This window comes from Caulobacter sp. GW821-FHT11E10 (assembly GCF_058808375.1).
In genome coordinates this window covers 478413-501797 of the sequence record NZ_JBXARP010000005.1, presented here as the reverse complement: position 1 = coordinate 501797, position 23385 = coordinate 478413, and the positions used below count along the sequence as shown (strand labels likewise).

General features: G+C 67.0%; 16 protein-coding genes. 5 read left to right on the top strand and 11 right to left on the bottom strand.

The window, feature by feature from the left end:
* Positions 1 to 46: 46 nt before the first annotated feature.
* From AC1RRV_RS13135 to AC1RRV_RS13115, 5 genes are read right to left on the bottom strand one after another with little or no spacing between them, the layout of a single operon-like run.
* Positions 47 to 1402: an aminotransferase class V-fold PLP-dependent enzyme gene (locus AC1RRV_RS13135; protein ID WP_492860094.1), complete on the bottom strand. Its 1356-nt coding sequence runs from the start codon at positions 1400 to 1402 to the stop codon at positions 47 to 49.
* 2 nt (positions 1403 to 1404) lie between these two features.
* Entirely contained in the window at positions 1405 to 1980 is a 576-nt protein-coding gene (locus AC1RRV_RS13130; protein ID WP_492860093.1) for a rhodanese-like domain-containing protein, read from the bottom strand.
* On the bottom strand, positions 1977 to 2516 hold the full coding sequence (locus AC1RRV_RS13125; protein WP_492860092.1) for a DUF6691 family protein: 540 nt from the start codon (positions 2514 to 2516) through the stop codon (positions 1977 to 1979). The genes AC1RRV_RS13130 and AC1RRV_RS13125 overlap by 4 nt, the downstream gene beginning before the upstream one ends.
* Positions 2513 to 3010: a YeeE/YedE thiosulfate transporter family protein gene (locus AC1RRV_RS13120; RefSeq protein WP_492860091.1), complete on the bottom strand. Its 498-nt coding sequence runs from the start codon at positions 3008 to 3010 to the stop codon at positions 2513 to 2515. The genes AC1RRV_RS13125 and AC1RRV_RS13120 overlap by 4 nt, the downstream gene beginning before the upstream one ends.
* Complete coding sequence (locus tag AC1RRV_RS13115) at positions 3007 to 3894, bottom strand: sulfurtransferase (protein ID WP_492860090.1); 888 nt, start codon at positions 3892 to 3894, stop codon at positions 3007 to 3009. Before AC1RRV_RS13115 ends, AC1RRV_RS13120 begins: the two co-directional genes overlap by 4 nt.
* A 151-nt stretch (positions 3895 to 4045) precedes the next feature.
* On the opposite strand from AC1RRV_RS13115, the gene AC1RRV_RS13110 reads away from it, so the two are divergent.
* Together AC1RRV_RS13110 and AC1RRV_RS13105 are read left to right on the top strand one after the other, a co-directional pair.
* Complete coding sequence (locus AC1RRV_RS13110; protein ID WP_492860089.1) at positions 4046 to 5245, top strand: sensor histidine kinase; 1200 nt, start codon at positions 4046 to 4048, stop codon at positions 5243 to 5245.
* Positions 5242 to 5994 carry a LytR/AlgR family response regulator transcription factor gene (locus tag AC1RRV_RS13105; RefSeq protein ID WP_492860088.1) on the top strand — a complete coding sequence of 251 codons (753 nt, stop codon included), beginning with the start codon at positions 5242 to 5244 and terminating at the stop codon, positions 5992 to 5994. The genes AC1RRV_RS13110 and AC1RRV_RS13105 overlap by 4 nt, the downstream gene beginning before the upstream one ends.
* Before the next feature lie 113 nt (positions 5995 to 6107).
* Here AC1RRV_RS13105 and AC1RRV_RS13100 read toward each other — a convergent pair whose 3' ends face one another.
* The 3 genes from AC1RRV_RS13100 to AC1RRV_RS13090 all read right to left on the bottom strand — a co-directional run bounded on the left by AC1RRV_RS13100 (position 6108) and on the right by AC1RRV_RS13090 (position 12583).
* Complete coding sequence (locus AC1RRV_RS13100) at positions 6108 to 9563, bottom strand: TonB-dependent receptor domain-containing protein (RefSeq protein ID WP_492860087.1); 3456 nt, start codon at positions 9561 to 9563, stop codon at positions 6108 to 6110.
* A gap of 73 nt (positions 9564 to 9636) precedes the next feature.
* Positions 9637 to 12288: a glycoside hydrolase family 3 C-terminal domain-containing protein gene (locus AC1RRV_RS13095; RefSeq protein WP_492860086.1), complete on the bottom strand. Its 2652-nt coding sequence runs from the start codon at positions 12286 to 12288 to the stop codon at positions 9637 to 9639.
* Entirely contained in the window at positions 12278 to 12583 is a 306-nt protein-coding gene (locus tag AC1RRV_RS13090; RefSeq protein ID WP_492860085.1) for an HU family DNA-binding protein, read from the bottom strand. Before AC1RRV_RS13090 ends, AC1RRV_RS13095 begins: the two co-directional genes overlap by 11 nt.
* A gap of 357 nt (positions 12584 to 12940) precedes the next feature.
* On the opposite strand from AC1RRV_RS13090, the gene AC1RRV_RS13085 reads away from it, so the two are divergent.
* Both AC1RRV_RS13085 and AC1RRV_RS13080 read left to right on the top strand, forming a co-directional pair.
* The gene (locus AC1RRV_RS13085) at positions 12941 to 13534 is read left to right on the top strand and encodes an RNA polymerase sigma factor (RefSeq protein ID WP_492860084.1); all 594 of its coding nucleotides are present in this window, start codon (positions 12941 to 12943) and stop codon (positions 13532 to 13534) included.
* Positions 13512 to 14471 (top strand): FecR family protein, encoded by a 960-nt coding sequence (locus tag AC1RRV_RS13080; protein ID WP_492860083.1) that lies wholly within the window; start codon positions 13512 to 13514, stop codon positions 14469 to 14471. Before AC1RRV_RS13085 ends, AC1RRV_RS13080 begins: the two co-directional genes overlap by 23 nt.
* 27 nt (positions 14472 to 14498) lie before the next feature.
* Here the strand turns inward: AC1RRV_RS13080 and AC1RRV_RS13075 are convergent, their stop codons facing one another.
* Complete coding sequence (locus AC1RRV_RS13075) at positions 14499 to 15023, bottom strand: hypothetical protein (RefSeq protein ID WP_492860082.1); 525 nt, start codon at positions 15021 to 15023, stop codon at positions 14499 to 14501.
* A 253-nt stretch (positions 15024 to 15276) separates the two neighbouring features.
* Here AC1RRV_RS13075 and AC1RRV_RS13070 point away from each other — a divergent pair, with 253 nt between their 5' ends.
* Positions 15277 to 16971: a serine hydrolase domain-containing protein gene (locus AC1RRV_RS13070; RefSeq protein WP_492860080.1), complete on the top strand. Its 1695-nt coding sequence runs from the start codon at positions 15277 to 15279 to the stop codon at positions 16969 to 16971.
* A gap of 62 nt (positions 16972 to 17033) precedes the next feature.
* On the opposite strand, the gene AC1RRV_RS13065 is transcribed toward AC1RRV_RS13070, so the two are convergent.
* Together AC1RRV_RS13065 and AC1RRV_RS13060 are read right to left on the bottom strand one after the other, a co-directional pair.
* Complete coding sequence (locus AC1RRV_RS13065; protein ID WP_492860079.1) at positions 17034 to 20237, bottom strand: glycoside hydrolase family 2 TIM barrel-domain containing protein; 3204 nt, start codon at positions 20235 to 20237, stop codon at positions 17034 to 17036.
* A gap of 207 nt (positions 20238 to 20444) precedes the next feature.
* Positions 20445 to 23273 carry a TonB-dependent receptor gene (locus AC1RRV_RS13060; protein WP_492860078.1) on the bottom strand — a complete coding sequence of 943 codons (2829 nt, stop codon included), beginning with the start codon at positions 23271 to 23273 and terminating at the stop codon, positions 20445 to 20447.
* Positions 23274 to 23385: the final 112 nt, after the last annotated feature.

Sequence of the window (23385 nt, the reverse complement as noted above, 5' to 3'; positions counted from 1 at the left end):
GAGCGGGCAACCGCTCCCCCTTTCCTTTGCGCGCCGTTCGGTTCTGTCAGTCCCTGGCGTAGGTCGCGATCAGCGCCAGCGCCCGGTCAAGATCGCCATAGGTCGTGGGCGGTCCCACCGACAGTCGCAGAGCGCCAACCGCCTCGCCCACGCATTCGCCGAAGGCCGAGATGCTGAATCGACCTTCCAGCGCATCGAGACATCGGCCCACGCTCGGCGCATCCAGGCCAAACGCCCGCTCGGCCGCGCCAGGATTGCAGAAGCAGCCGCCGCGGATCGCGACGCCATGATCGCGCGCGCGCCGTTCGACCTCGCCATAGGGAACCACCTGGCCATCGTCGCGCAGCAGGTTGAAGGCGATCGTTCCGCCCCGGTCCTCCAGTCCCGCTGGACCATGGATCCGCACCAGCGGCCTTCCGTCGTCGCCCCGGAGCGCGCTCGCGGCCTTCAGGAGATAGTGGGTCAGGCCCCGCATCCGGGCGCGAAGGGCGGACTGGGGGATGCGCCCCAGGAACGTAAAGCCGCTCTCCACGGCCGCGAGGTCGAGAAAGTTTGGCGTGCCGTCCTCGAACCCTTCGTGACCCACGCGCAAGGCATGACGATCGTGCGCCACCGAGACGAACTCGACCGTCCCGCCCGAGAACCAGGGCCGCCGCAGCCGCGCCAGGGCCGACTTCTTGGCGATCAGCGCCCCGACCCCGGTCGGGAGTCCGAACAGCTTGTAGAACGAGCAGGCCACGAACTCCGCCGGATGGCGCCGCAGGCTCAGGCCTCCGCACGCGCCGGCCGAAGCGGCGTCGATCAGCACGTCGCAGCCCAGCGCCTGAGCGATGTCGACCAGCACCAGGTCATGACGCACGCCGGAGAAGTTGGACTGCTGCGGAAACGCGAACAAACCCGCCCCGCGCGTCTGCACGGCCGCCCGCAGGCGCTCGCCGCCCCGATCCAGGCGTAGCTCGTCGTCCAGCGGCAGCACCGAGATCGACGCGCCCGCATGACGGGCGAACTCTCGGACGCCGTTGACCGAATTGTGGTTGTCCGCCGACTGGATGAAGCCTCGCGTCCCGGAAAACGGATAGCTCTCGGCCACCAGCTTGATCGCCGCGGTCGTATTGGCGGTGAAACAGACCTCATAGACTTCCGGGTCGGCGTCGAAGAAGGCCAGGGTCGCGGCGCGGGCCTCGGCCTGGGCGGCGGCGCTGTTGCGCGACGCCAAGTGCTCCGAATGCGGATTGCCGAACAGCCCCTGCACCAGGCGGTCGGCCTGCCCGCGCGCCTGCGAGGCGCCGTAGAGCGCCGCCGCCGTATAGTCCAGATAGGCGATCCCGACCTCGTCCAGGCGCGCGAACTCATCATCGCGCAGAGCGTCGAAATCGAAGACCTCGGCTTCGAGCCCGCTCAAGGCTAGCATCCACGCCTCCGGAAGCGCTTGGCGGGTTCGGAAACGCCGCCGCCGCTCGACGCGCCGATCTGTGGAAAGCCGCCGAAATAGCGGCTGAGTTCGGCGATCGCCTCGCGCTCGGCGACGGGCATGTCGGCGGGCAGCACCGGGGTCATGACCTCCTCCCACCAGTCGGCGAGACCGCCCGGGATGAAGACCGCGCCGGTCACCCCCAGCGCCCGGAGCAGCACCCAGGCCTGTCCGGCGTGCGCGCCCTCCCGCGAATAGAGGACGATTGTCTGGCCAGGCGCGAATGCGGTCCGGACCAGTCGGTCGATCGGAAGGTTCTCGGCGGTGGGAATGGCGTCGTCGTCGAAAGCCTCTGGCGCGCGGACATCGATGACCCGAAGGCCTGGCCGGCGCTCGCGGATCCAGCCGGCCAGCTCCCGCGCACTGACATGATCGGAGCCGTCGTCGATCGCCCGCGTGATGGCATCGACATCGAACGGACCGCGCGCGGAGCGGTACGGACTGCCGGCGAAGGGCGCGACGAGGCCCAGGGCCAGGGCGCCGAGGCCCAGCCGGCGGGTGGTGGTCATCGGGCGGCCTCCCATCGCGCGACAGCGGCCAGCAGGCCGACACCCGCCACGGTCACGACCGCCACGACCACGCCGTAGGACAGGCCGGTCAGGCGCGGCAGGGTCACCGCGCCCATCGGCGCGGCCCCGTAGAGGGCCTCCAGGGCTGGGAACAGCAGACCGGTCAGCAGCATCCCGGCCAGCAGGCCCAGAACCGTCAGCGCCCCCTCGACGCGTCCGCTGGCCAGGGCCACGCAAGCGGTTCCAGGGCAGAGGCCGCTCAGGATGAAGCCGACGCCGAAGACCAGGCCGCCGACCAGTTGGGGCGCCAGATAGGTCGCCGGCACGTGGAACGCGGCGAGATCGACCAGCCCCAGCCGTCCCAGCCAGAAGGCGCCGAGCATGGCGGTCAGGACCGCGCTCATCATCACCTTCAGCACGGTAAAATCACGGAGATAGAATTGACCGGCCAGCTTGGGCGGATCGCCGAGACCGGCGCGCTCCAGGGTCCAGCCGAAGGCCGCGCCAACCGTGCCCGCGAGGAGGAGTTCGCTCATGCCCACAGCCTCCGCAGCAGCGGCGCGGCCAGAAAGCCGCCGGCGAACAGGGCCAGCATGAACACCCAGGCCCCGACGCTGAGCAGCGCGCCGCCGCTGAGGGCGAGACCGCTGGTGCAGCCCCGCGCCAGGGCCGCGCCCATGCCCATAAATATTCCGCCGGTCGTCGCCGCCGCCAATCGTCCCGGTCCGACACGAGCGCCCGTGCGCTTGAACCGTCCGGCCAGGAGCGCGGACGCCGCCGCGCCGGCGACCACCCCGACCACCTCGATCACCATCCAGGCTGTCCACGGCGCGCCGTCCCGCACATAGCCTTGCACCCAGGCATTGTCCGCCACAGCGCGCGGCTCTAGGACGCCGAGGATCCCGCTGGCGACGCTGGCGAAGGCGCCGGAGGCGCCCAGCCCCTGCCCCGTCAGCGCGAAACAGGCCAGCAGCACAAGGCCCAGGCCCACGCCCGCGATGTAGGGATCGGCATAGGAGCGCGAGGTCATTGTTCGACCGGCAGATCGCGCAGCGACCAGTCCTCGAACGAGCCATCGTAGAGCACGGCGTCGATCCCCGCCGCGCGGGCGGCGAAGACCACGGCCGTGCCCTGTTGGCCGATATGGCAGTAGACGATCACCCGGTCGCCGGGCCGGACTCCCGCCTTCTGAAAGAGCGCCGCCAGGTCGCCAGGAGCCTTCAGGGTCAGGTCGTCATGGGTGACGCTGGTAAACGGCAGGCTGCGCGCGCCGGGAATGTGTCCGCGCCGCATGTGGTCGTGCGCCCCGCCGGGCTGAAGCCCGTCGTAGAAGACCGGGGCCCGGGCGTCGATCAGCACAAAGCCCGGCTTTCCGCCATTGGCTCGAACATAGTCGGCGTCGACGACCGTTGGCCGCAAGGCGAAGGGCGCGAGCTCGCCTGGCCGCGCCGCGGAGATCTCGGTCGTCACGGCCCCGCCGTCGCGCCGCCACTTCGGCATGCCGCCGTCCAGAAGATCGGTCCTCGCCCCAAGGCCAGCGCTCTGCAAGGCGAACACCACCCGCGTCGCCGGCGAGACCCAATCGGAGCCGAAATAGACCACGACCCGCGAGCGATCGGTCACGCCCAGCGCCCGCAACCTTTCGCGCAAGATCGCCGCAGAGGGCATCTGCAGCGTTCGTCCGTCGGCGTTGACCGACAGATCGGACTGGCGGACGAAACGCGCGCCAGGGATGTGCGCGGCCTTGTAGTCGGCCTCTTCGCCGACATGCAGCAAAACGAGGTCGGGATCCTTGAGGTGTCCGGCCAGCCATCCGGTCGTGACCAGAACCTCCTCGCGCGGCGCGGCCTGGGCGCCGGCGCTCGCCGTCATCAGCGTGGCGGCCAAGACCGCCGTCAACATCGTCGTTCGCATGGTTCGCGCCCTTCTCGTGGTTGAACCAGGGATAGGCGTGAGCCGGACGACCGGAGCGCCGGTGCGACGAAATCGGCTGAGCGCCGACGAAACGGCCAGGCATGGGACGGGCCTTCGTGCGCCGGCGGCCGGGCTTTGCTAGCTTGTCCGCATGGCGACGCCCGACAACGACCTGCGCACCCGGCTACCGCGAGGCGTCCTGTCGGACCTTGGCGGCTGGACCCTGTATCAAAGCTTTCGCGCGTTCACCTGGCCCTGGTTGCTGCGGCGCGGAGTCGTCTTCTGGCCTCTGGCCCTGCTGGCCGGCTCGGCCTTCGCCGCCTGGCACGCCTCGGGCATGGGCGCCTGGAGCGACTGGCCGCCCTTGGCCCTGCGGGCCTGCGCCGCCGCCCTGCTGACGGTGTCGGCCGGCCCCGCCCTGGCAACGGTGGTCCGCCACCTTCGTCCGCCGCTCGTCGTCGAGCGCGTGCTGGTGATCGTCTCGATCCTGATCGGCCTGTGGATCGGTCTGATCGCCCTGCGCTGGGCTGGCGACTTCCACGATCACCTGATGGCCGGCTATTCGACCCGCCCGATGGAGGTCAGCCTGTTCGGCAAGACCATGTCGCGCTTCTTCCGCGCCAGCGTCGACGCCTCAACCTTCGTCTGGATCTTCGCCGGCGGCGGGCTGGCGACGGTCTACTACCTGGGCGAGCGGCGGCGCATCGCTCAGTACGAAGCGCGTCGCCAGGTCGAGGCCCTGCGCGCGGAACGCGACGCCGCCGATCTGCGCCTGACCGTGCTCCAGGCCCAGGTCGAGCCGCACTTCCTGTTCAACACCCTGGCCTCGGTCCGCTCACTGATCGCCAGCGAGCCGGCACGCGCGGCCCAGACCATCGACGCCCTGGCCGACTATCTGCGCGCCACCCTGCCCCGCCTGCGCGAGGCCCGGATCGAGGAGGCGACGCTGGATCGCCAGATCGATCTCTGCGAGCGCTACCTGGATCTGATGCGCGTGCGCATGGCGGGACGACTGACGGTGCGCGTCGAGGCCGACGAGGGCCTCCGCGCCCTGCCCTTCCCGCCGCTGATCCTGTTGACCCTGGTCGAGAACGCCGTCACCCACGGCATCGAGCCCAAGCCCGGCCCTGGCGAGATCGCCATCCTGGCGCGGTCGGACGGCGGGGCCCTGACGGTCAGCGTCGAGGACGACGGCGCCGGGCTGGAACCTGGCGTGACGCCGGGCGTGGGCCTGGCCAATGTCCGCGCCCAGTTGCAGAGCCTGTTCGGCGACCGCGCCGCGCTGGAGATCACCTCGCGCCCCCAAGGCGGGGTCAGCGCGCGCATCCGCATTCCGCTGGTGGCGTCATGACCCGGACAGTCACCGCCCTGATCGCCGAGGACGAAGCCCCCCAGCGGCAAGAGCTGCGCGCCATGCTGGCCGGCCTGTGGCCCGAGCTTACCATCACCGCCGAATGCGACGACGGCTTCGAGGCGCTTGAGGCCTGGGCGGCCGATCCTCCAGACATCGCCTTTCTCGACATCCGCATGCCGGGCCTCAGCGGGCTGGACGTCGCGCGGCAGGCCGAGAAGCCGGCGCGGATCGTCTTCATCACGGCCTATGACGAATTCGCCGTGCAGGCCTTCGAAGCGCGCGCCGTGGACTACTTGCTCAAGCCCATCAGGGCGGATCGCCTGGCCGAGACCGTGGCGCGCTTGCGGGCCCATGAAACCGCGCCCTCCACTGACATGGCGGCCCTGATGGATGCGCTTTCCAGTCAGTTCGCACCGAGGCGGGCGGTCACCTGGATTACCGCCAGCGTCGGCGAGGTGGTGAGGATGATCTCGATCGACGAGGTCCTCTTCTTCCAGTCCGAGGACAAGTACACCCGCGTCGCCACCGCCACGGAGTCGGCCCATATCCGCATGCCGTTGAAGGAATTGGTGGCGCAGCTGGATCCAGCGGTGTTCTGGCGCGTCCATCGCAACGCCATCGTCCGCGTGTCGGCGATCCGCCAGGTGAAACCCGACGAGGATGGTCGTCTGCAGCTCTGGCTGAAAGGCGTCGCCGAGCCGATCCGCGTCAGCGAGGCGTTCCGTCACCGCTTCCGCGCGATGTGACCGGGCGATCAAGACGCGCTCGGCGATCAGACAAAAAAGCGGCGCCGGTGGACTGCACCGGCGCCGCCGAGGACCCAAGCCCGCCGATGCAGGCTTGGGTTCGGGGGTGAAGACTAGAACTTGTACCGAACGCCCAGGCGGTAGTTCGGGCCGCTGGCGCCGTACGACTGGATGACCGGGTCGGTGTAGCTGTAGCGGGTGGCCTTCTCGTCGGTGATGTTCAGCGCCTCGAAGGTGATGCTCACCTGCTTGAACGGCGTGTAGCGCACCGACATGTCGACGTTGGTGGTCGCGCCCGAAGAGCCGAACTCGTTGATCAGCGGGCTGTCGCACGCCGTGCCGTTGGCCTGCAGACCGGGGTCGCAATTGCCGGCCGTCAGCGGGTACGTCGTGTTGTAGGCGTCACGCTTGGCCATCGAGACGCGGGCGTTGAACTTCTTGGTCTCGTAATAGACCGTCAGGTTCATGCCCTTGGGCGACGCGCCCAGCCACGGACCGGTGCCGTAGGTCGGAGCCTTGGTCACCGTACCCGCGCCCGCGACGACCGTGCCCGGGTCGAGGATGTAGGTCAGCTTGGTGTCCAGCTTGGTCATGTTGAACTGGACGCCCAGGTTCTTGAAGTACCAAGGCAGGAAGGTCAGATCCTGCTGGAAGTTGAACTCCCAGCCTTGCAGATAGCCGCCCGGCGCGTCGCGGACCTGGCGAGCCAGAACCGTGTTGTCGGCGTCGATATAGGCGCGGCGGAAGACGTCGCCGCCGGTCGCGGCCGGGAATTGCAGCTTGAGCGCCTCGATGGCGTCGGCGTCCAGGAACTGCGACAGCGGCGCTTCGTAGAAGACCGTCTGCGGGAAGCTGTCGATATCCTTGCGGAAGTAGCCGAGGCTGATCAGGCCGCCCTTGTTGAAATACCACTCGGCGGCAACGTCGAAGGCCTTGCCGCGGAACGGCGAGAGCTTGGTGTTGCCGACGGTGATGGTGCCACCCGTCGTCGAGGCGTCGCCGGGGATGCTGATGCCGGTGATGGCCGGCGACAGATTGCCCAGCAGCGGACGGGCCATGACCTTTGCCGCGGCGAAGCGGATGTAGAGGTTGTCGTAGGCCTCCCAGGTCAGATTCCCCGACGGCAGGGTGTCGGTGTAGTGGTTCTCACCCGTGATGCGGCGGCCAGCGGTCGTTTCACCGTAGGCCAGCACGTCGGTCTCGGCTTGGCGGACCCCGACGTTACCGAACAGGCGGCGACCGCCCCAGACTTCATAGTTGAAGTTGAACTGCGCGTAGTACGAGAGGTTCTTTTCCGTCACGCCGAAGGTGGCGGTGCGGTTGCGCTTCCGCGTGATGGTGAAGTCGCCAAACTTGTTGATGCAGTTACAGTCGTAGCCGAAGACGCTGCTGAACGCCTCCATGTTGGGCACCAGGAAGCTGGTCGTCGTACCCGCCGGCAGGTCGAGGCCGTCGCCGAAATTGATCACTTGGCCGAGCGAGGCGACCGAGACCTTGGCTTCCTTCTCGGTCGGGTTCAGCAGATCGTTGTTGCGCTCGTACTGGTCGGTCGAGAACTGGAATTCACGCTTGGTGACGCCGCCCTTGATCGTCCAGTGGTCGTCGAGCTCGTAGGTCAGGTCGATCTTGCCGCCCTTGTAGTCGTTGACCGTCGTGCGCCGGTAGTGGCGCATGCCCGAGAAGCCCTTGATGATCCCCCAGTTGGCGGGATTGGTCGCGTCGAAGCCGACGTCGAACTTCGGCATGCTGGATGTGCCGCGTTCGTCGAAGATGAACGGCCCTTGGACGTCCATGGCGTTGAACTCGACCAGGGTGCCGACGTTGACGTTCTCCGATCGCGAGGCGCCGACCGAGACCTGGGCCTTCAGTTGATCGCTGAACTCATGATCGATATTGGCCGACACCTGGCGGAAGTCGGTCGTATAGGCCCCGCGGTCGGCGCCCGAGCGCCAGTCGACATTGGCCAGCTTCAGGTACTCGGCGTTCTGGCCGACCACGTCGGCGTCCAGCACCTTCACCGCCGGGCGGCCGATCAGCTGGCCACGGAACGGCAGGGAGGCGGCCGGGCCGGCGTAACCGACCGACAGTGGGTTGGTGTAGTACTCGTAAGCGTCGAGGTTGTTCGGGTTGAAGCTGAAGGTGTAACCGGCCAACGGGTTCGCGCCGTTCAGCGACTGACCACAGTCGGTGCCCGGGCTCAGCTCGGTTTCGGCGGCGAAGGTGCAGGTGCCGGGATAGAGCGCGCGGCGCTGGGCGTCGGTCATCGCCGTACCCGCGCGAGCCGTCGCCGTCGGCGTGTTCGCGCCGAACTGGTAGCTGGCGTTGGTGTTGTTGCGGTTCAGGCCGACGGGGCCCAGCTGGTAGTTGGTGCTGGTGCTCTCGAACTTGGAGTACAGGCCATCGATCGTCAGCCGGGTGCGCTCGGCGAGTTGCAGCTGGAACGAACCGGTCAGACCCAGGCGCTCGGTCGAGACGTTGCGCTGGGCGATCGACGGCAGGGCCGGGAAGCGAACCTGCGAGTTGTTACAGCCCGGCGTGGTCGTGGTCAGACCCGCGATCGGGGACGAGGCCACCGCCGCGCAGCCCGGATAGAGCTTGGCGTAGGCGACGGGGTCGGAGCCGGTCATCGCGGCATAGGCGGCCGGGTTGGCCAGCGGGTTATAGTAGTTGGCTGGATTGGCCTTGTAGGCGTCCAGAGCCGTTCCCGTCAGGGTGGTCGGGATCAGGGCGCTGAAAACCGTGCCGGTCGGGGCCGCGAAACCAGCGCGACCGGGCAGTTCGTCGCCGGTCCAGGTGCTGCCGCGATAGACATAGTCGGACGAGCCCGTGCCGCGAGCGTAGTTGTCGTCTTCCGAGTTGCGCTTGGCCCAGGCGGCCGAGACCAGGACGCCCATCTTGCCGTCGAACCAGCGGTCGGAGAACAGGCCGGTGATCCGCGGGCTGTGCTTCTTGCCGTTCCGATAATAGGAATCCTCGGCCGAGAAGGCCATCTGGCTCTTCTTGTAGTCGAACGGACGGCCGGTGATCAGGTCGACCGTCGCGCCCAGCGAACCTTCGTCGGCTTCGGCCGAGGACGACTTGCGCACGCGGACCGAGCTGAACAGCTCCGAGGCGAAGGCGTTGAAGTCGAAGGCGCGCGAGCGGTTCGGGCTGCTGCCGGCGTCGTTGGCCGCGCCGGTCGACAGCGCTTCCATGTTGTTGATCCGCACGCGGCTGAAGTCGCCCGACAGACCGCGCACGCTGATGGTGCGGCCTTCGCCGTTGTCACGGTCGATCGAGATGCCCGGCAGTCGCTGCAACGACTCCGCGAGGTTCGAGTCCGGGAAGTCGGCGATGTCCTCGGCGTTGATGGCGTCCATCATCACGTCCGAGTTCTTCTTCAGATTCAGCGCGCTCTGGAGCGAGGCGCGATAGCCGGTGACGACCACCTCGCTGACCACTTCGGTCGAGCTGGAGGGCGTGGCCGACGCGGTCTGGGCGGCGGCAAGGCCTGGCGCGGCGACGACGATGGCGGTCAGTGAAATGCCGGCCAGCAAGGTGGTCCGGTGCTTGTTTCTAGCGGTAGTCATTGGTTCCTCCCCAATTTGATCTGCTGGTTTCGCGTGCGGCTTCTTGTCTGTCCGCGCGCGGGTGGTTGTGGTCCTAGTTGGCGAGCGCCTTCCGGCCGGTGATCTGGAGCTTGGCGGCCACGCCTGACGGCTGGGCCAGGCCCGGTCGCGAAACCGGCTGTCCCCCACCAATCCACACGTCCGCCAAACCTGGTTCGACTGACCGTCGGCCGTTCGCGTCGACCGTAGCGAAGGCGTCCGCCTCCAGGTCGAAGCTGACGGTCCTGGTCTCGCCTTTGCGCAGCGACACGCGCTGGAAGCCCTTCAGCGCCCGGATCGGCGCCCCGGCCGCTCCAGGTCGCGAGACATAGAGCTGGACGACCTCGTCACCGTCACGGCCGCCGGCGTTGGCCACCGGAACCGAGACCTTCACGCGTTCTCCGGCGACGGCCGCGCCCTTCAGGACGGGCTTGCCATAGGAGAAGCGGGTGTACGAAAGACCGTAGCCGAACGGATAGAGAGCCTCGCCGCCGAAATAGCGGTAGGTGCGGCCGGCCATGCCGTAGTCCTTGAACGGCGGCAGCTGGTCGGCCGAGCGATAGACGGTGAACGGCAGACGACCCGAGGGGCTGTAGTCCCCGGCCAGCAGGCCAGCGATCGCCGTCCCGCCGTCGCCGCCCGGATACCAGGCCTCGACCACGGCCGGCAGAGTCTTGTCGGCCCAGTTCGAACTGATCGCGCCACCGTTCATCAGCACCAGGACGACCGGCTTGCCCAGCCCGTGCAGACGCTCGAGCAACCTCTGCTGCGGCGCCGGCAGGTCCAGGCTGGTGCGGTCGCCCCCGGCGAAGCCGGCGGCGTGGACCGACATCTCTTCGCCTTCGACCCGAGCCGTCAAACCGCCGGCGAAGATCACGAGGTCGGCGTCCTTGGCGGCGGCCAGAGCCGCGTCGCCGTCGTCAGCGGGTTGGCTCCAGGTCAGACCCTGGGTTCCACGGTCCCCGTCCTGGCGAGCCTCGATGGTGATCGCATAGGCCTTGCCCGCGACGAGGTCGATCGTCTTGGCCATGGAGGGATCAATGGCGGCGTTCCAGAAGTCGGCGATCAGTTGGCCGTCGACCCTGACGCGCCAGCCGCCGTCGCCGGTCAGCGAGAAACCGTGCGCGCCGGTCTGCTTCGGCGTCACGAAGCCGCTCCAACGGATCGAGGTGTGGCGCTCCTGGCGGGTCGGCCGTCCCCAGCTGAATTTGGCGTTCGGATCGACGCGCGTCTCGGCCGGCGCGCCGGCCAGATCCAGATTGTCGAACGCCTCGGCCTTCAGTCCCTTGGCCGTACAGGCCGCATCCTGGCAGAAGACCGCGTCCGGCGCCGGATTGCTGACCGGTCCGACCAGACCCGTCCCCGGGACATGCACGATCTTCGCGCCTGGGAAGCGCGCGCGGAGTCCGGCCAGAACCGTCACCGGCTTGGAGGGCGTGCCGTTATAGTTGCCGACCAAGGCGTCGGTGCTGTCCGCATTGGGACCGATCACCGCGATGGTCTTGGGCGCGGCCTTCAGCGGCAGCAAGCCGTCGTTCTTCAGCAGCACGAGCGACGACTGGGCCGCGCGCAGGGCGACGGCGCGATGGGCGGGCGTATCGTTGTCGGCGGCGGTGATCTTGCCCCACGGCCCACTGGTCGGCGGATCCATGAGACCGAGGCGGAAGCGAACCTCGAACAGCCGACGCATGGCGACGTCGACCTCGGCCTCGCTGACCAGGCCGGACCGCACGGCCTCGACAATGGCCGGCGCCTCGACGCCCTTGGCGCCGCCGAAGTCGCAGGCCAGGTCCGTGCCGGCCTTAAGGGTGGCGGCGAAGGCCTCGGCCGCGGTCTTGCGATAGGCGTGCGCGGTCGACTGATAGACATCCGCCACCGCGCCGCAATCCGACACGACATGGCCCTTGAAGCCCCAGTCGCGGCGGAGACGGTCCGTCAGCAGCGCCGAATTGGCGCAAGCCGGAACGCCGTTGATGGCGTTATAGGCGCACATGACGGCGTCGGCCTTGGCGCGGGTGATCAACGCCTTGAAGGCCGGCAGATAGGTGTCTTCCAGATCATGCGCCGACGGATGGATGTCGTCCCGATGCCGGTCGGCTTCGGGGCCGCTGTGCACGGCATAGTGCTTGGCTGTCGCCATGGTCTTGAGATGATCGAGATCGGGCCCTTGCAGGCCCTGGACGAAAGCCACGCCCATCTCGGTGGTGAGGACGGGGTCCTCGCCATAGGTCTCCTGCCCCCGGCCCCAGCGAGGGTCGCGGAAGATGTTGATGTTGGGCGACCAGACCGTCAGGCCCCGATACTGAGCCGTCGAGCCGTCGGGCGCGACCTTCTCGACGTACTTGGCGCGGAATTCTGTGCTGATGACGTCGGCGACATCGTGCATCAGCACGACGTCGAAGGTCGCGGCCAGGCCGACGGCCTGCGGAAACACCGTGGCCTCGCCTGCCCGGGCCACGCCGTGCAGGCCCTCGCTCCACCAGTTGTAGGCAGGAACCGCCAGGCGCGGGATGGCGGGAGCGGCGTGGCGCAGTTGTCCGGCCTTCTCCTCCAGCGTCATGCGCGCGACGACATCGGCGGCGCGCCGCGCGGCGGGCAACTTGGCGTCGCGATAAGCCGGCGCCTCCTGAGCGGCGGCGGCGCCAGCCATGGCGATCACCGCGACAGCGGCCGAGGCTTGCAGCAGGACGCGGAAATCAAGCGACATCGTCGTCTCTCCGGACGGCGTTCAGGTCCCGCAGCAACTGCCGATCGGGTCGAAACAGGATGGTGCGTTCGCCGCCGAGCTCTTGAGCCTGACCGCTGATCGGATTGATGAGGGCGTAGGGATTCTTCTGGCGCACGGTCAGTTCACCGATGCGCGGCACCTCAAGACCCTGGCCCTCAAGCAGTGCGTGCCGCATCCGCCGAAACAACGACTGGACCAGCAGATCGCTGAGCTCGCGGTCTAGGGAGCGCGAGAAATCCATGAAGGGCTGCACGAAAGCGCCGTCAACGCGCATCGACGCCTCGACCGCTCTCGTCGCGCTTTGCCAGACTCTTTTGCCGTCCCGTGGTTCGCAAAACCGGTTCCCTCCTGTCGCGGCCTCATGGGCCACTTTTCCCGGCTGGACACCGGTGTCACTGATGTTGACATAAACATGCCGAAATTAGATTCGGAAGGAGAAAGTTACCGGTCACATTGGAAATTTTACGCAAATTTCTTGCGACGCGGACCGCACATCTATGATCAACGATCCAGCTGCCCCAACCCGCACAATAAAGATCCGCGCCAGCCTATTTTTTTCGAAGCGCATTGACCCGCGCGCGTAGAGCTCCATCGTCGGCGACGATCGGTGCTTAAGGAGACGGGAGGGACCGTGGCGAAACCGCAGCGGCCCAGCGCCGAACACAGCCTAGGCACATGGAGCCGGCGGGACGCGTTTCTCGCCAGCTACGCCGACGATTGGATGGACCTGTGCGCCTTCCTGCGCACGCGCTTCGGCTCCGGACCACCAGAACCGGAGGATCTTGCGCAGCAGGCTTTCGTCAAGCTGGGGGAGCGCCCCGCCGACCACGAACATGAAAGCCCGCGCGGCTTTGTGTTCCGTGTAGCGATCAACCTAGCGCGTGACGCCCTACGACATCAAAAGCGGACATTGCAGGTGGTTTCGACCTCGGCCTCGACGTTGGAACCCGACGCCCCGCCCGACGCCGAGCGCACCCTGATCGCCAAACAGGAACTGGTCGTACTCAATCGCGTGGTTGAAGGACTTCCCCCGCGCCACCGTGATTTCTTGGCCGCCAACCGCGTGGCGGGCCAGAGCTTCGCCGAGATCGCCCGCCAGAACGGGGTCTCCGAGGCCCTGGTCCGCAAGACGGTGGGTGAGGCTGTCGCCGCATGCCAGCGCGCCCTCGCGGGTGGCGTTATCGACTTTCGAGGACTGTCCCGTGAACGCAACCGCCGCGCCTGAGCGCGATATCGAAAGCCAGGCCCGTGACTGGGCCTTGGCCGTCTTTGGCGAGCGCCTTTCGCCGCAGCGCGCCGAGGCGTTGCGTGGCTGGCTGGACGCCGACCCACGCCATGTCCCCGCCTATGACGAAGCCGAACGGCTGATGCTCGTCCTGAGCGACGTTGAGGCTCTCAAGCGCCCGGCCAAGGCGCACCGTCCCACGCCGCACGGTTGGATCTGGGCCGCCGCCCTGCCCCTTGCGGCTTGCCTGGCGATCGGTGTCGGCGTCGCCACACGGCCCACCGTGATCGAGAGCGACCGGAACGTCCGGACCGTGGCCTTGCGCGACGGCAGCACGGCGATACTGGCTCCGGAAACACGCCTGCGCCAATCGGGGTGGCTGGGCGATCGCCGCTACGACCTGGAACGCGGCGAGGCTTTGTTCGACGTCCGCCATGCCGAAGGTCGCCCGTTCCAGGTTCGAGCGGGCGAGGCTCGCGTCACCGTCCTGGGCACACGCTTCGATGTTCGCAAGGCCGCCAGCGGCGAGATCGGCGTGGCAGTCGAACGCGGTCGCGTGGCGGTTCGTCGCGAGACGGGCGGACCGGCCTTCGACGCCGTGCTCGGCCGTGGAGACTCCGTGACCCTGGACGCCGGCGGCGCCCACCGCATCCGTTTGGCCGACCCGGCCACCGTCGGGGACTGGCGACGGGGCAGGTTGAGCTATGCCTCATCTCGGATTGAAGACGTGGTCGCTGACATCAATCGGTTCTCGACCGTGCGCGTGACAGCCGATCCCGCCCTGGCCGACATTCGACTAACCGCCAGCTTCCGGTCCGACCAGGCGCAGATCTTCGTGACCAGCCTGCCCGCCCTGCTCCCAGTCGAAATCCGATCCCGCGCGGACGGGTCGCTCCTGATCGCGCCCAACGCTCAAGGAAGCCGCCCCGCGCGATGAGGCTGGCCGTCGAGGCCGTGTGACGTATCAGTGCAGCGCCACGGTGTTCGGCTTGGGATTCGGCTGGCGAGCCTCGGTCATCCACGCCGGCCAGACGGTCGTCACCCATTCACCCTTGACGTACTGATCGTGCACGATGCCCAGCCATTGCCGCAGGGCCTGTGTCGTCAGAGTCAGACTGGCGGATTCAACATCACTGGAGCGGAACTTGAGGCTCACCGCCCCCGTCCCGGTGACGATGTCCACCGAGTCCACCCGCCAGGACGCCGCGGGCGCATGGGCCTGGACCGGAACCTGTGGCTCGAGCGACGCCTGGGCGGACTGTTGGGCGAAGCCTTGCAGCATCTCTTTGTCCACGACGCCCACTGTCGTGTTCGCGCCGCCGTTCTCCTCCAGCCATCGCGTCAGGCGGGGGGCCAGCCGGTTGAGCAACCGCTGGGTCAACCACAGCACCACCGTCTCGTCCTCGGCCGTCGCACCCGCCAGGCGAATGCGGTCCTGCACCGGCGCGTATTCGGTGGTGACGCGTTGCAGCGCTGGACAGTCCTGCATCTTGATTCCTGGAGGCCCTGCTTGAACGGGGAAACGACGGATACCGACGCCGCCTATTAAACTCCAATGATTTGCGATTGTCGGCCCCTGAAAGGGCCGGTTGAACGCCGCCATCCGTCAAGCGGACCGAAAAGCCACCGGCTCCGAACGCGGCTGTCGTGGTCGTTCACCGCTTGGGAAATGACGTTCACCGATCAGCCGTTGGCGCGTGCAGAGCCGAGCTCTAAGGCCAGCATCCTCATCGGGGATTTCCATGCGTCCAGTCACTCGCGCCACCGTCGTCGCTCTGTCCTGCGTCCTCTCCAGTCTTGGCTCCACCGCCCCCGCTCAGGTTCAGGGCGTCGGCCAGGGCCGGTCGAACCTGGATCTCGCCCCCGTTTTCGCCCCGATCGCGCCGACGGGTCCCGGCTGCGTGGCCGGCGTAGAGACGCCCGGCCGGCCTACGACGATCGTCGCCCACGGACAGTCGGATCTGGAGCACGCTGATCCGCTCACACCAGCCAGCATCTTCGAGAGCGGTTCCCTGGCCAAGCAATTCACCGCCGCCGCGATCATGCTGCTGGTCCAGGACGGCAAGGCGACTTTGGACGACGACATCCGGCGCTACCTGCCCGAGATGCCGGGCTACGGAACGCCGATCACGATCCGCCACCTGCTGAACCACACCAGCGGTCTGCGCGAGCAATGGAGCCTCATGGCCCTGACCGGTAACGGCCCCGGAACCCAGACGCACAACATGGCCATGATCCTGGAGCTGGCGTCTCGCCAGAAGGGCCTGAACTTCACCCCAGGCGCCGAGTTCCTCTACACCAACACCAACTACGCCCTGGCCGCGATGATCGTCGAGCGGATCAGCGGCGCCAGCTTGCAGCGGTTCACCGATCAGCGCCTGTTCCAGCCCTTGGGCATGAGCCACACGCGTTGGCGCGAGGATTTCCGCACCGTGGTTCCAGGTCGCGCGACGGCCTATGCGCCGGCGCCCACTGGCTTCGTCGCCAACATGCCGTTCACCAACGTCTATGGAAACGGCGGCATGTTGACCACGGTCGGCGACCTGCTGCGCTGGAACGCTTTCCTGGACAATCCGTCCGTTCTGCCAGGCGGCCAGGCGCTCGTGACCGCCCTGCAGACCCCGGGGCGCCTGAGCAACGGCGCGGCGCTGGAGTACGGCCTGGGCCTGGAGGTGACCCGCGACCACGGTCGGCGTCTGGTGTCACACAGCGGTTCCACTGGCGGCTACAAGACCTGGCTGGCCCGCTATCCCGACCAGGGCGTGTCGATCGCCCTGATGTGCAACAACGGCGGGGTAGATCCGGTCGAGATGGGCGAACAGGTCGCCGAACAGGCCCTGTTGGCGATGGGGCGCTCCAGGGCGACTGCCGTGACCTCGGCGCCCAAGGCGATCGCGGCGGCCCAAGCCCCGACGATGGACCTCGCGCCCTACCAAGGCCTGTTCCGCAATCCGGTGACGGGTGAGTTGGTCCAGTTGGAAGCCGTCAACGGCCAACTGACTCTGAGACAAGGCGGAGCACAGGCGCTGATCCCGCTTGGCGGCGACCGCTTTCAGCGCACCAACGGCGACATGGTCCGGTTCACGCTGACAGGCGGCAGGGCGAGCGCGCTGAGCGTCAACCGTGACGATGTCATCAGGCGGTACGTCGCCGTACAGCCGGCCAAGACCGACGGCCCAACCCTCGCGGCCTATGTCGGGACCTACTACAGCGCCGAACTCGACACCCGGATCACCGTGGTTCAACAGGGCGAGGCTCTGGTCATGCGCCAACCGTTCGCGGTCGAATGGCCGTTGAGCCCCAGCTTCGCCGATGGCTTCACCACACGGCTGCGCGGAACCACGACCTTCGTCTTCGAAAGGAGCGCCGAGGGACGGGTTATCGGCCTTCGCGCCTGGGCGAACGGGGTCCGCGACCTGCCGTTCTCCAAGCAGTGACCTGAACACCTTACGCTGCCCGATCAAGGCCGGTCGCTTTCGGAGCGACCGGCCATTTTCGCCTATTGCACCGTCGTCGCCTTGGCCGGAGAGGCCTTGTCGGGCGTCGTGCCCTCGCCGTCGAAAGGCTCGAGCCTGAACGCCACGCGCGTGGGCTCCAGCTTGGTGCGGTACTGCATGTGCGGCAGTCCGACATGGTTCCAGGCCGTGTCGCCGCCGACGCCCCATTGGACGCTGTCGATCAGCAGCGAGACCTCGCCGTGTGGCGTGATGTCGGAGCTCTTCCAGGTTCCCGCCGGGCGCCGATAGAGGTCGGCATAGGGGAAGGCCAGGACGTTCATCATCAGCGGCGTCTCGCCTCGGACCCGCAGACCCTTGCCCTCGCCCAACACTTCCATCCAGCGGACATCGACCTTGTTGCCGGTGTCCTGGGGCCGCATGTAGTCGTGGTTCTGTTCGGCGATCGCGCCGCGCCACAGGCCGATCGGCGCGCTGGTCTTGCGGTCGACATAGGTCTCGTGCGGACCCCGGCCGTACCACTCGACCGTCTTGACGCTCGTCGGCATCGCGAACGCCAATCCCACGCGAACCGGCGGCGGCAGGTCGCTCTTCAGCGGCGTCAGCTGTCCGGCCACGTCGACCGTCCCGTCGCCGCTCATCGTGTAGGTGGTGACGAAGCGCGCCGCGCCGGCCCCCAACTCGTGATCGACGACGACCTCGGCCCCGCCGCCCGGCAGGTGACGGCTCGTGATCGAACGGACCTGTCGCTCCCGGGTCATCACCCTCCACGGCGTCTGTTGCGAGACGATGCTGGTCAGGGTGTCGTTGTCGGTTTCAGCGCGGAAGAAGTTGGGTGCGCCGCCAGTCAGCAGCGTCGAGCCCGGCTTGCCGTAGCCGGCGACCAAACCGGTCTTGCGGTCCAGGATCAGGCTGGTTCCCCCGGCCGACAGCGCGATGCTGTCGCCGACGTCCTTCAGCTCGACGACGCCGCTGGCCACAGCGGTACTCGAGATCGTCGGCTGGCTCAGCGCGAACTGCTCCCAGCCGACCACATAGCCCTCGGGCGTCAGCGGCACGGAACCCGCCTTGGCCTTGGCGCGGACGGTGACGAAGTACTCCGCGCCAGCCTTGCGCTCGACCTTCGGCAAAGGCAGCGAGACGGTCTGGGTCGCCCGCGCGGCGGTCGATAGCGCCGGCAGGTCGCCCTTGGCGATCGTCACGCCGTTCTCCTGCAAGGCCCACTCGAACGCGAAGCCCGAGAGGTCGCGGAAGTCGTGGCGGTTGCGCACGGTCACCGCGCCGGTCGCGGGATCGAAACCCTCGAACTGGATCGGCGAAAGGACCTTCTGCACCTCGTAGATGTGCGGATTGGGCGTGCGGTCGGGCTGGATCAGGCCGTCGCCGAACTCGATGTCGCCGCCCGGATTGGGACCGTATTCCCCGCCGTCGCCCCAGTAGCGCCGGCCGTCCTTGGTGTAGCGGTACATGGACTGGTCCACCCAGTCCCAGATGAAGCCGCCCTGCAGCTTGTCGTACTTGTAGATGGTGTCCCAGTAGTCCTTGAAGTTCCCGCCCGAATTGCCCTGCATGTGGGCGTATTCGCACTGGATCATCGGCTGGGTGCGGGTCGGATCCAGCGCCCAGTCGACCATCTTCTCGATGTCGTCGTACATCGGCGCGTAGATGTCGACATAGGCATTGGGCTCGTGCTCCCAGTCGAGCGTGCCCCAGCCAAGGTACGAAATCAGCCGCGACGGGTCGCGCTTGCGAGCATCGGCGGCCGCCTTCGCGAAGGTGGGTCCGATGCCGGCCTCGTTGCCCAGCGACCAGAAGATCACCGAGGGATGGTTCTTGTCGCGCTCGACCATGTTCAGCACGCGGCTGACATGGGCGCCTTCCCAGGCCGGATCGAAACCCAGCTGCAGCTTGGGACGCAGCTCCGGGTACTTGTTGGCGTAGTCCATGTACGCGTGGCTCTCGATGTCGGCCTCGTCCATGACATAGAGGCCGTACTCGTCGGCGAGCGCGTACCAGAGCTCGGCGTTCGGATAGTGCGAGGTGCGCACGGCGTTGATGTTGTTGCGCTTCATCAGCTCGATGTCGCGGCGCATCGAGGCTTCCGAGATGACGTGGAAGGTCTCGGGGTCGTGTTCGTGGCGATTGACGCCGCGGATGACGATCGGACGGCCGTTGACCATGACCCGGCCGTCCTTGATCTCGACGGTGCGGAAGCCGATGCGCTGGGGCGTGGCCTGGATGACCTGGCCCTTGGCGTCCAGCACCTCGACCAGCAGGGTGTAGAGGTTGGGCGTCTCGGCGGTCCATTGGCGTACGCCGGGCACGGTGGCCGACAGGGTCTCGGTCTTGGCCGCCCCGGCCGCGACCTGGGCTTCCTGGGTCACGACGGCCTTGGCGCCGTCCAGCAGGGTCATGCGCACGGTGACCGGCTGGTCGCGCTGCGTCAGCGCCACGTCGGTCGACAGCACGCCGTCGCGATAGGCCTTGTCGAGGCCCGCATGGACGAAGAGATCGCTCAGCCGGGCCTTCGGCGCGGCCTTCAGATAGACCGAGCGCTCGATGCCCGAGACGCGCCAGAAGTCCTGGTCTTCCAGATAGCTGCCGTCCGACCAGCGGTGGATCTGGATCGCGACGACATTCTTCTGGCCCGTTTTCAGAAGCCGCGTGACGTCGAACTCGCTGGGCAGCTTGGAGTCTTCCGAATAGCCGGCCTCCTGGCCGTTCACCCACACCCGATAGGCCGAGCCGGCCGCGCCGATGTGAAGAATGACGTCCTGGCCCGACCAGGTCGCCGGGACCTCGAAGGTCCGGCGATAGTAACCGACCGGATTGGTGGCGTGCGGGATCAGCGGGCGATTGGCCGGAAACGGATAGGTGATGTTGTTGTAGCGAGGCTGGTCGTAGCCCTCGGTCTGCCACAGGGCCGGAACCTTGATCGTCTTCCAGCTGGAGACGTCATAGTCGGGCTTCTCGAAGCCGTCGGGGACCGCGTCCGATGACGACGAGAACTGGAACGACCACTGGCCGTCCAGCGTCCGATAGCGGGTCGAGCGGGTCTGGTCGCCGGCCAGGGCGGCCTTGCGCGTTTCGAACGGAAAGTGGGTGGCGCTGGCGGCCAGCTTGCCGCGCGCATAGACCGCCGGGTTCTCCCAGTCGGGCCGGCTGGGGTCGATCTGGACTGGCTGCACTCGTGGAGCGTCCGCGGCGATGACGCCGGTCGCGGCCATGGCGCCGATGAGGGCGGCCATGCTGGCGCCCCAGAACTTCGTTGCCCTCACTCGACTTCTCCGCATTTCGATATGTCTGACACGATTTCCCGCCTCCCCTTCTCGGACGAACGCCGAGGCCCGAAAAGAGCGCCGGTGAAGCGGTAGCTTCACCGGCGAGAGCGGCTTGTGTGCGGGGGAGCTCACAAACCAAGGGAGGAAGTCTGGTGCTGGTTTCGTCTTCGAAACCTAGAACTTGCCGCGCACCCCGAACTTGATCGTCCGACCGTTGAACTTGGCGTAGTCCATCCGCGTCTTGCGGCCATCGCCGTAGCGACCGCTGACGTCGTCGAAGTAATCGTAGGTCAAGGCGTTGGTCAGGTTCAGGGCATCCAGTCTAACTTCGATGCTGTCATTGACCCTGTAGGTGACGTTGCCGTCGAGGAACCCGGCGCCGGCGTGCCAGCGCTGGAGATCCGAGCCGTTGTTGGTGGTCTCGATGATGTTCTTGGCCTTGTAGTTGTAGGACAGCCGGAGCCCGAACGGTCCCTTCTCGTAGTAGCCCGTCAGGCTGTACGAGTACTTCGGCACGGTGTTGACGTTGATGATCTTGCCGCCGGTGGTGGCGTAGTTGAAGCCGGACGTGTTGACGTGGGTGAAGCTGGCCAACGCGCCCAGGCCGCTCCAGAAGCCCGGCAGGAAATCGAACGACTGCTGATAGGCCAGTTCATAGCCGTCCAGCTTGATCGAGCCCTGATTGTAGAAGGTCGCCAGGGTGATCGGCAGGTTCGGGTCGACCTTGCCCGTCGCCGGGTTCTGGAAGATCGGGCCCAGCGCCGTATCCGGCAGGCCCAGGGACGAGAACGGCACGGTCGTCGTCGTCGACACCGTGGTGTCCTTGAGCTCCTTCCAGAAGAACCCGGCGCTCAGGATGCCACCGCGCCCGAAGTACCACTCCACGCCGGTGTCGTAGTTGGTGGACACCTGCGGCAACAGGTCCGGATTCCCCGACGTCGCGCGGGTGTCATAGATATTGGGGATGACGGTGTTGGCCGCGATGATCGACAGCGAGGCGCGCGTGATCGTCTTGCCCCACGACCCACGCCAGGTGAGCTTGTCGGTCAGGTCGTAGGCGAAGCTCGCCGACGGCAGGGTGTTCTTGTACGACCCGCCCGCCACATTGGGCACGTAGGTCGTCACCGTCCCGTCGGTCTTGCGCAGGTAGTTGTCGATGTGCGTGGTCGTCTCGGAGTAGCGCACGCCGGCATTGATCCGGAGGGCGCGGTCGAAGATCTGGCCGCGAAGGTCGGTCTGGGCGAAGGCGGTCTTGATCTCCTCCTCGGCCCCGAAGCTGGCGTTGAAGTCGATCGGCGTGGCCTTGGCCAGGTTGATCGGGTCGAAGGCGCTCATCATGTAGGCGCGGTCGAAGGTCGCCCAGGCCTGCGGATAGCCTTCACCGATGACCAGATGATCCAGCGGCACGTCATGCAGCATGGCCCCGCGCAGACCGGCGACGCCGATCGTGTTGAGCTTGGTGGTGCCCGCCGCGGTCGCGTTGCGCTTGGTGGTGTTCTTCCGCGTCGAGACGTAGGACAGGCCGCCCTTGAGGTGGCCTTCCCAACCGAGCAGGCCGTAGTCGTACTCGGCGAAGAACTTGGCCGTCTTTTCCTTGTCGACCTCGCGGCGCCAGTCGAAGCCGACGCCGAAGTCCTGGTAGTTGGCCGGATTGGTGAAGTCGACGCCCGCCGCCGACAGGGCCGGATAGACGTGGTCGTCGGTGTAGTCGATCGTCGTCGTCACGCCGTAGACATTGGCGATCAACCGGTTGCCGGTGAAGAAGGCGTCGCTCTGGCTGAGGCTGCCCTGAGCCGTCACCTTCAGGCGATCGGTCAGCTGATAGTTGGCGTTGAACGACGCCATCTTGAACTCGGTCTCGGCGTTGTAGAAGTAGCTCTCGCCCAGATAGGACGTGTTGCCGAACGTGCCTTCCAGCAGGTTCGATTTCGGGTCCAGGGTGACGTTGATCGGCACCAGACCGTTATGTCCCGGCGCGCCGGGCTGGGCGGTCAGGCTGGTGGTCTTGGAGTTCCGGATCGGCAGGCCGAACGTGTATTCGTCGAGCGAGTCCGTCAGCTTCGAATAGAGCCCGTCGAGGCTGATGTTGAACTTGTCGTTCTGGTACTGCAGCGAACCGACGGCGCCGTTGCGCTCACGCGTGTTCTCACCGCCGTAGTAGCGATAGAAGCGCGGCAGGTAGCCGTTTTCGATCTGGGACTGGGTCAGCGCCCCGCGATTATAGCGCGGGTCGGCGAAGTCCAGCGTGACCGCGAACGGCCCCTTGTTCGGCGACTGGCTGCCCAGGGCGTGGTTGTTGTAGCCGCCCGTGGCCTCGAAGCCGGAGCGGTTGTTGACGCTCTTGGAGTGGGCCACGGCCAGCAGCGCGCCGAAATTGCCCCACGTATTGGAGATTAGCGCGAAGCCGGCAGGGTCCAGATGCTTGGACTTGTCGTTGTAGCTCCCCACCACCTGGTAGCGGATGGCGCGTCCGGGATGGTCGAAGGGACGAGGCGTCTGCAGGTCGACGACGCCGCCGATGCCGCCTTCCTCGAGTTCGGCCAGCGGGGTCTTGTAGAAATCGACCCGCCCGAAAAGCTCCGAGGCGAAGACGTCATAGTTGAAGTCGCGCGACGAGCCGCCGACGTTGCTCGACGAGGTCGTGCGCACCGGCGCGCCGTTGATGGTGGTCACGCTGTAGTCGGATCCCAGACCTCGGATCGAGATCCGCTGGCCTTCGTTCGAGGCGCCGTCGCGGCTCAGATAGACGCCTGGGATGCGCTGCAGGGCCTCGGCCACGTTGGCCTCGGGAAACTTGCCGATATCCTCGGCCACGATCGAATCCCGGACCGCGATCGCTTCCCTCTTCAGACCAAGGGATTTTTGCAGCGACGAGCGGAAGCCGGTGACGATCACCTCTTCCACGGTGTCCTGTCCGGTGGCCGCGGCCTGGGCCCAGGCCGTGTTCGCGACGCCGCCCATTCCCATGGCCAGAATCGTCGTCAGCAGAAGTTGCTTCTTCATAGTTCCCTCCCCTTCGCGGCGCCTTTTTGGCCGCGCAAATCCCATCCCCGCTCGGTGGTTCGAGGGGGCTGCGCCACCGCTGGGCAGCGCGTTTCAAAAATCGAGAACACGT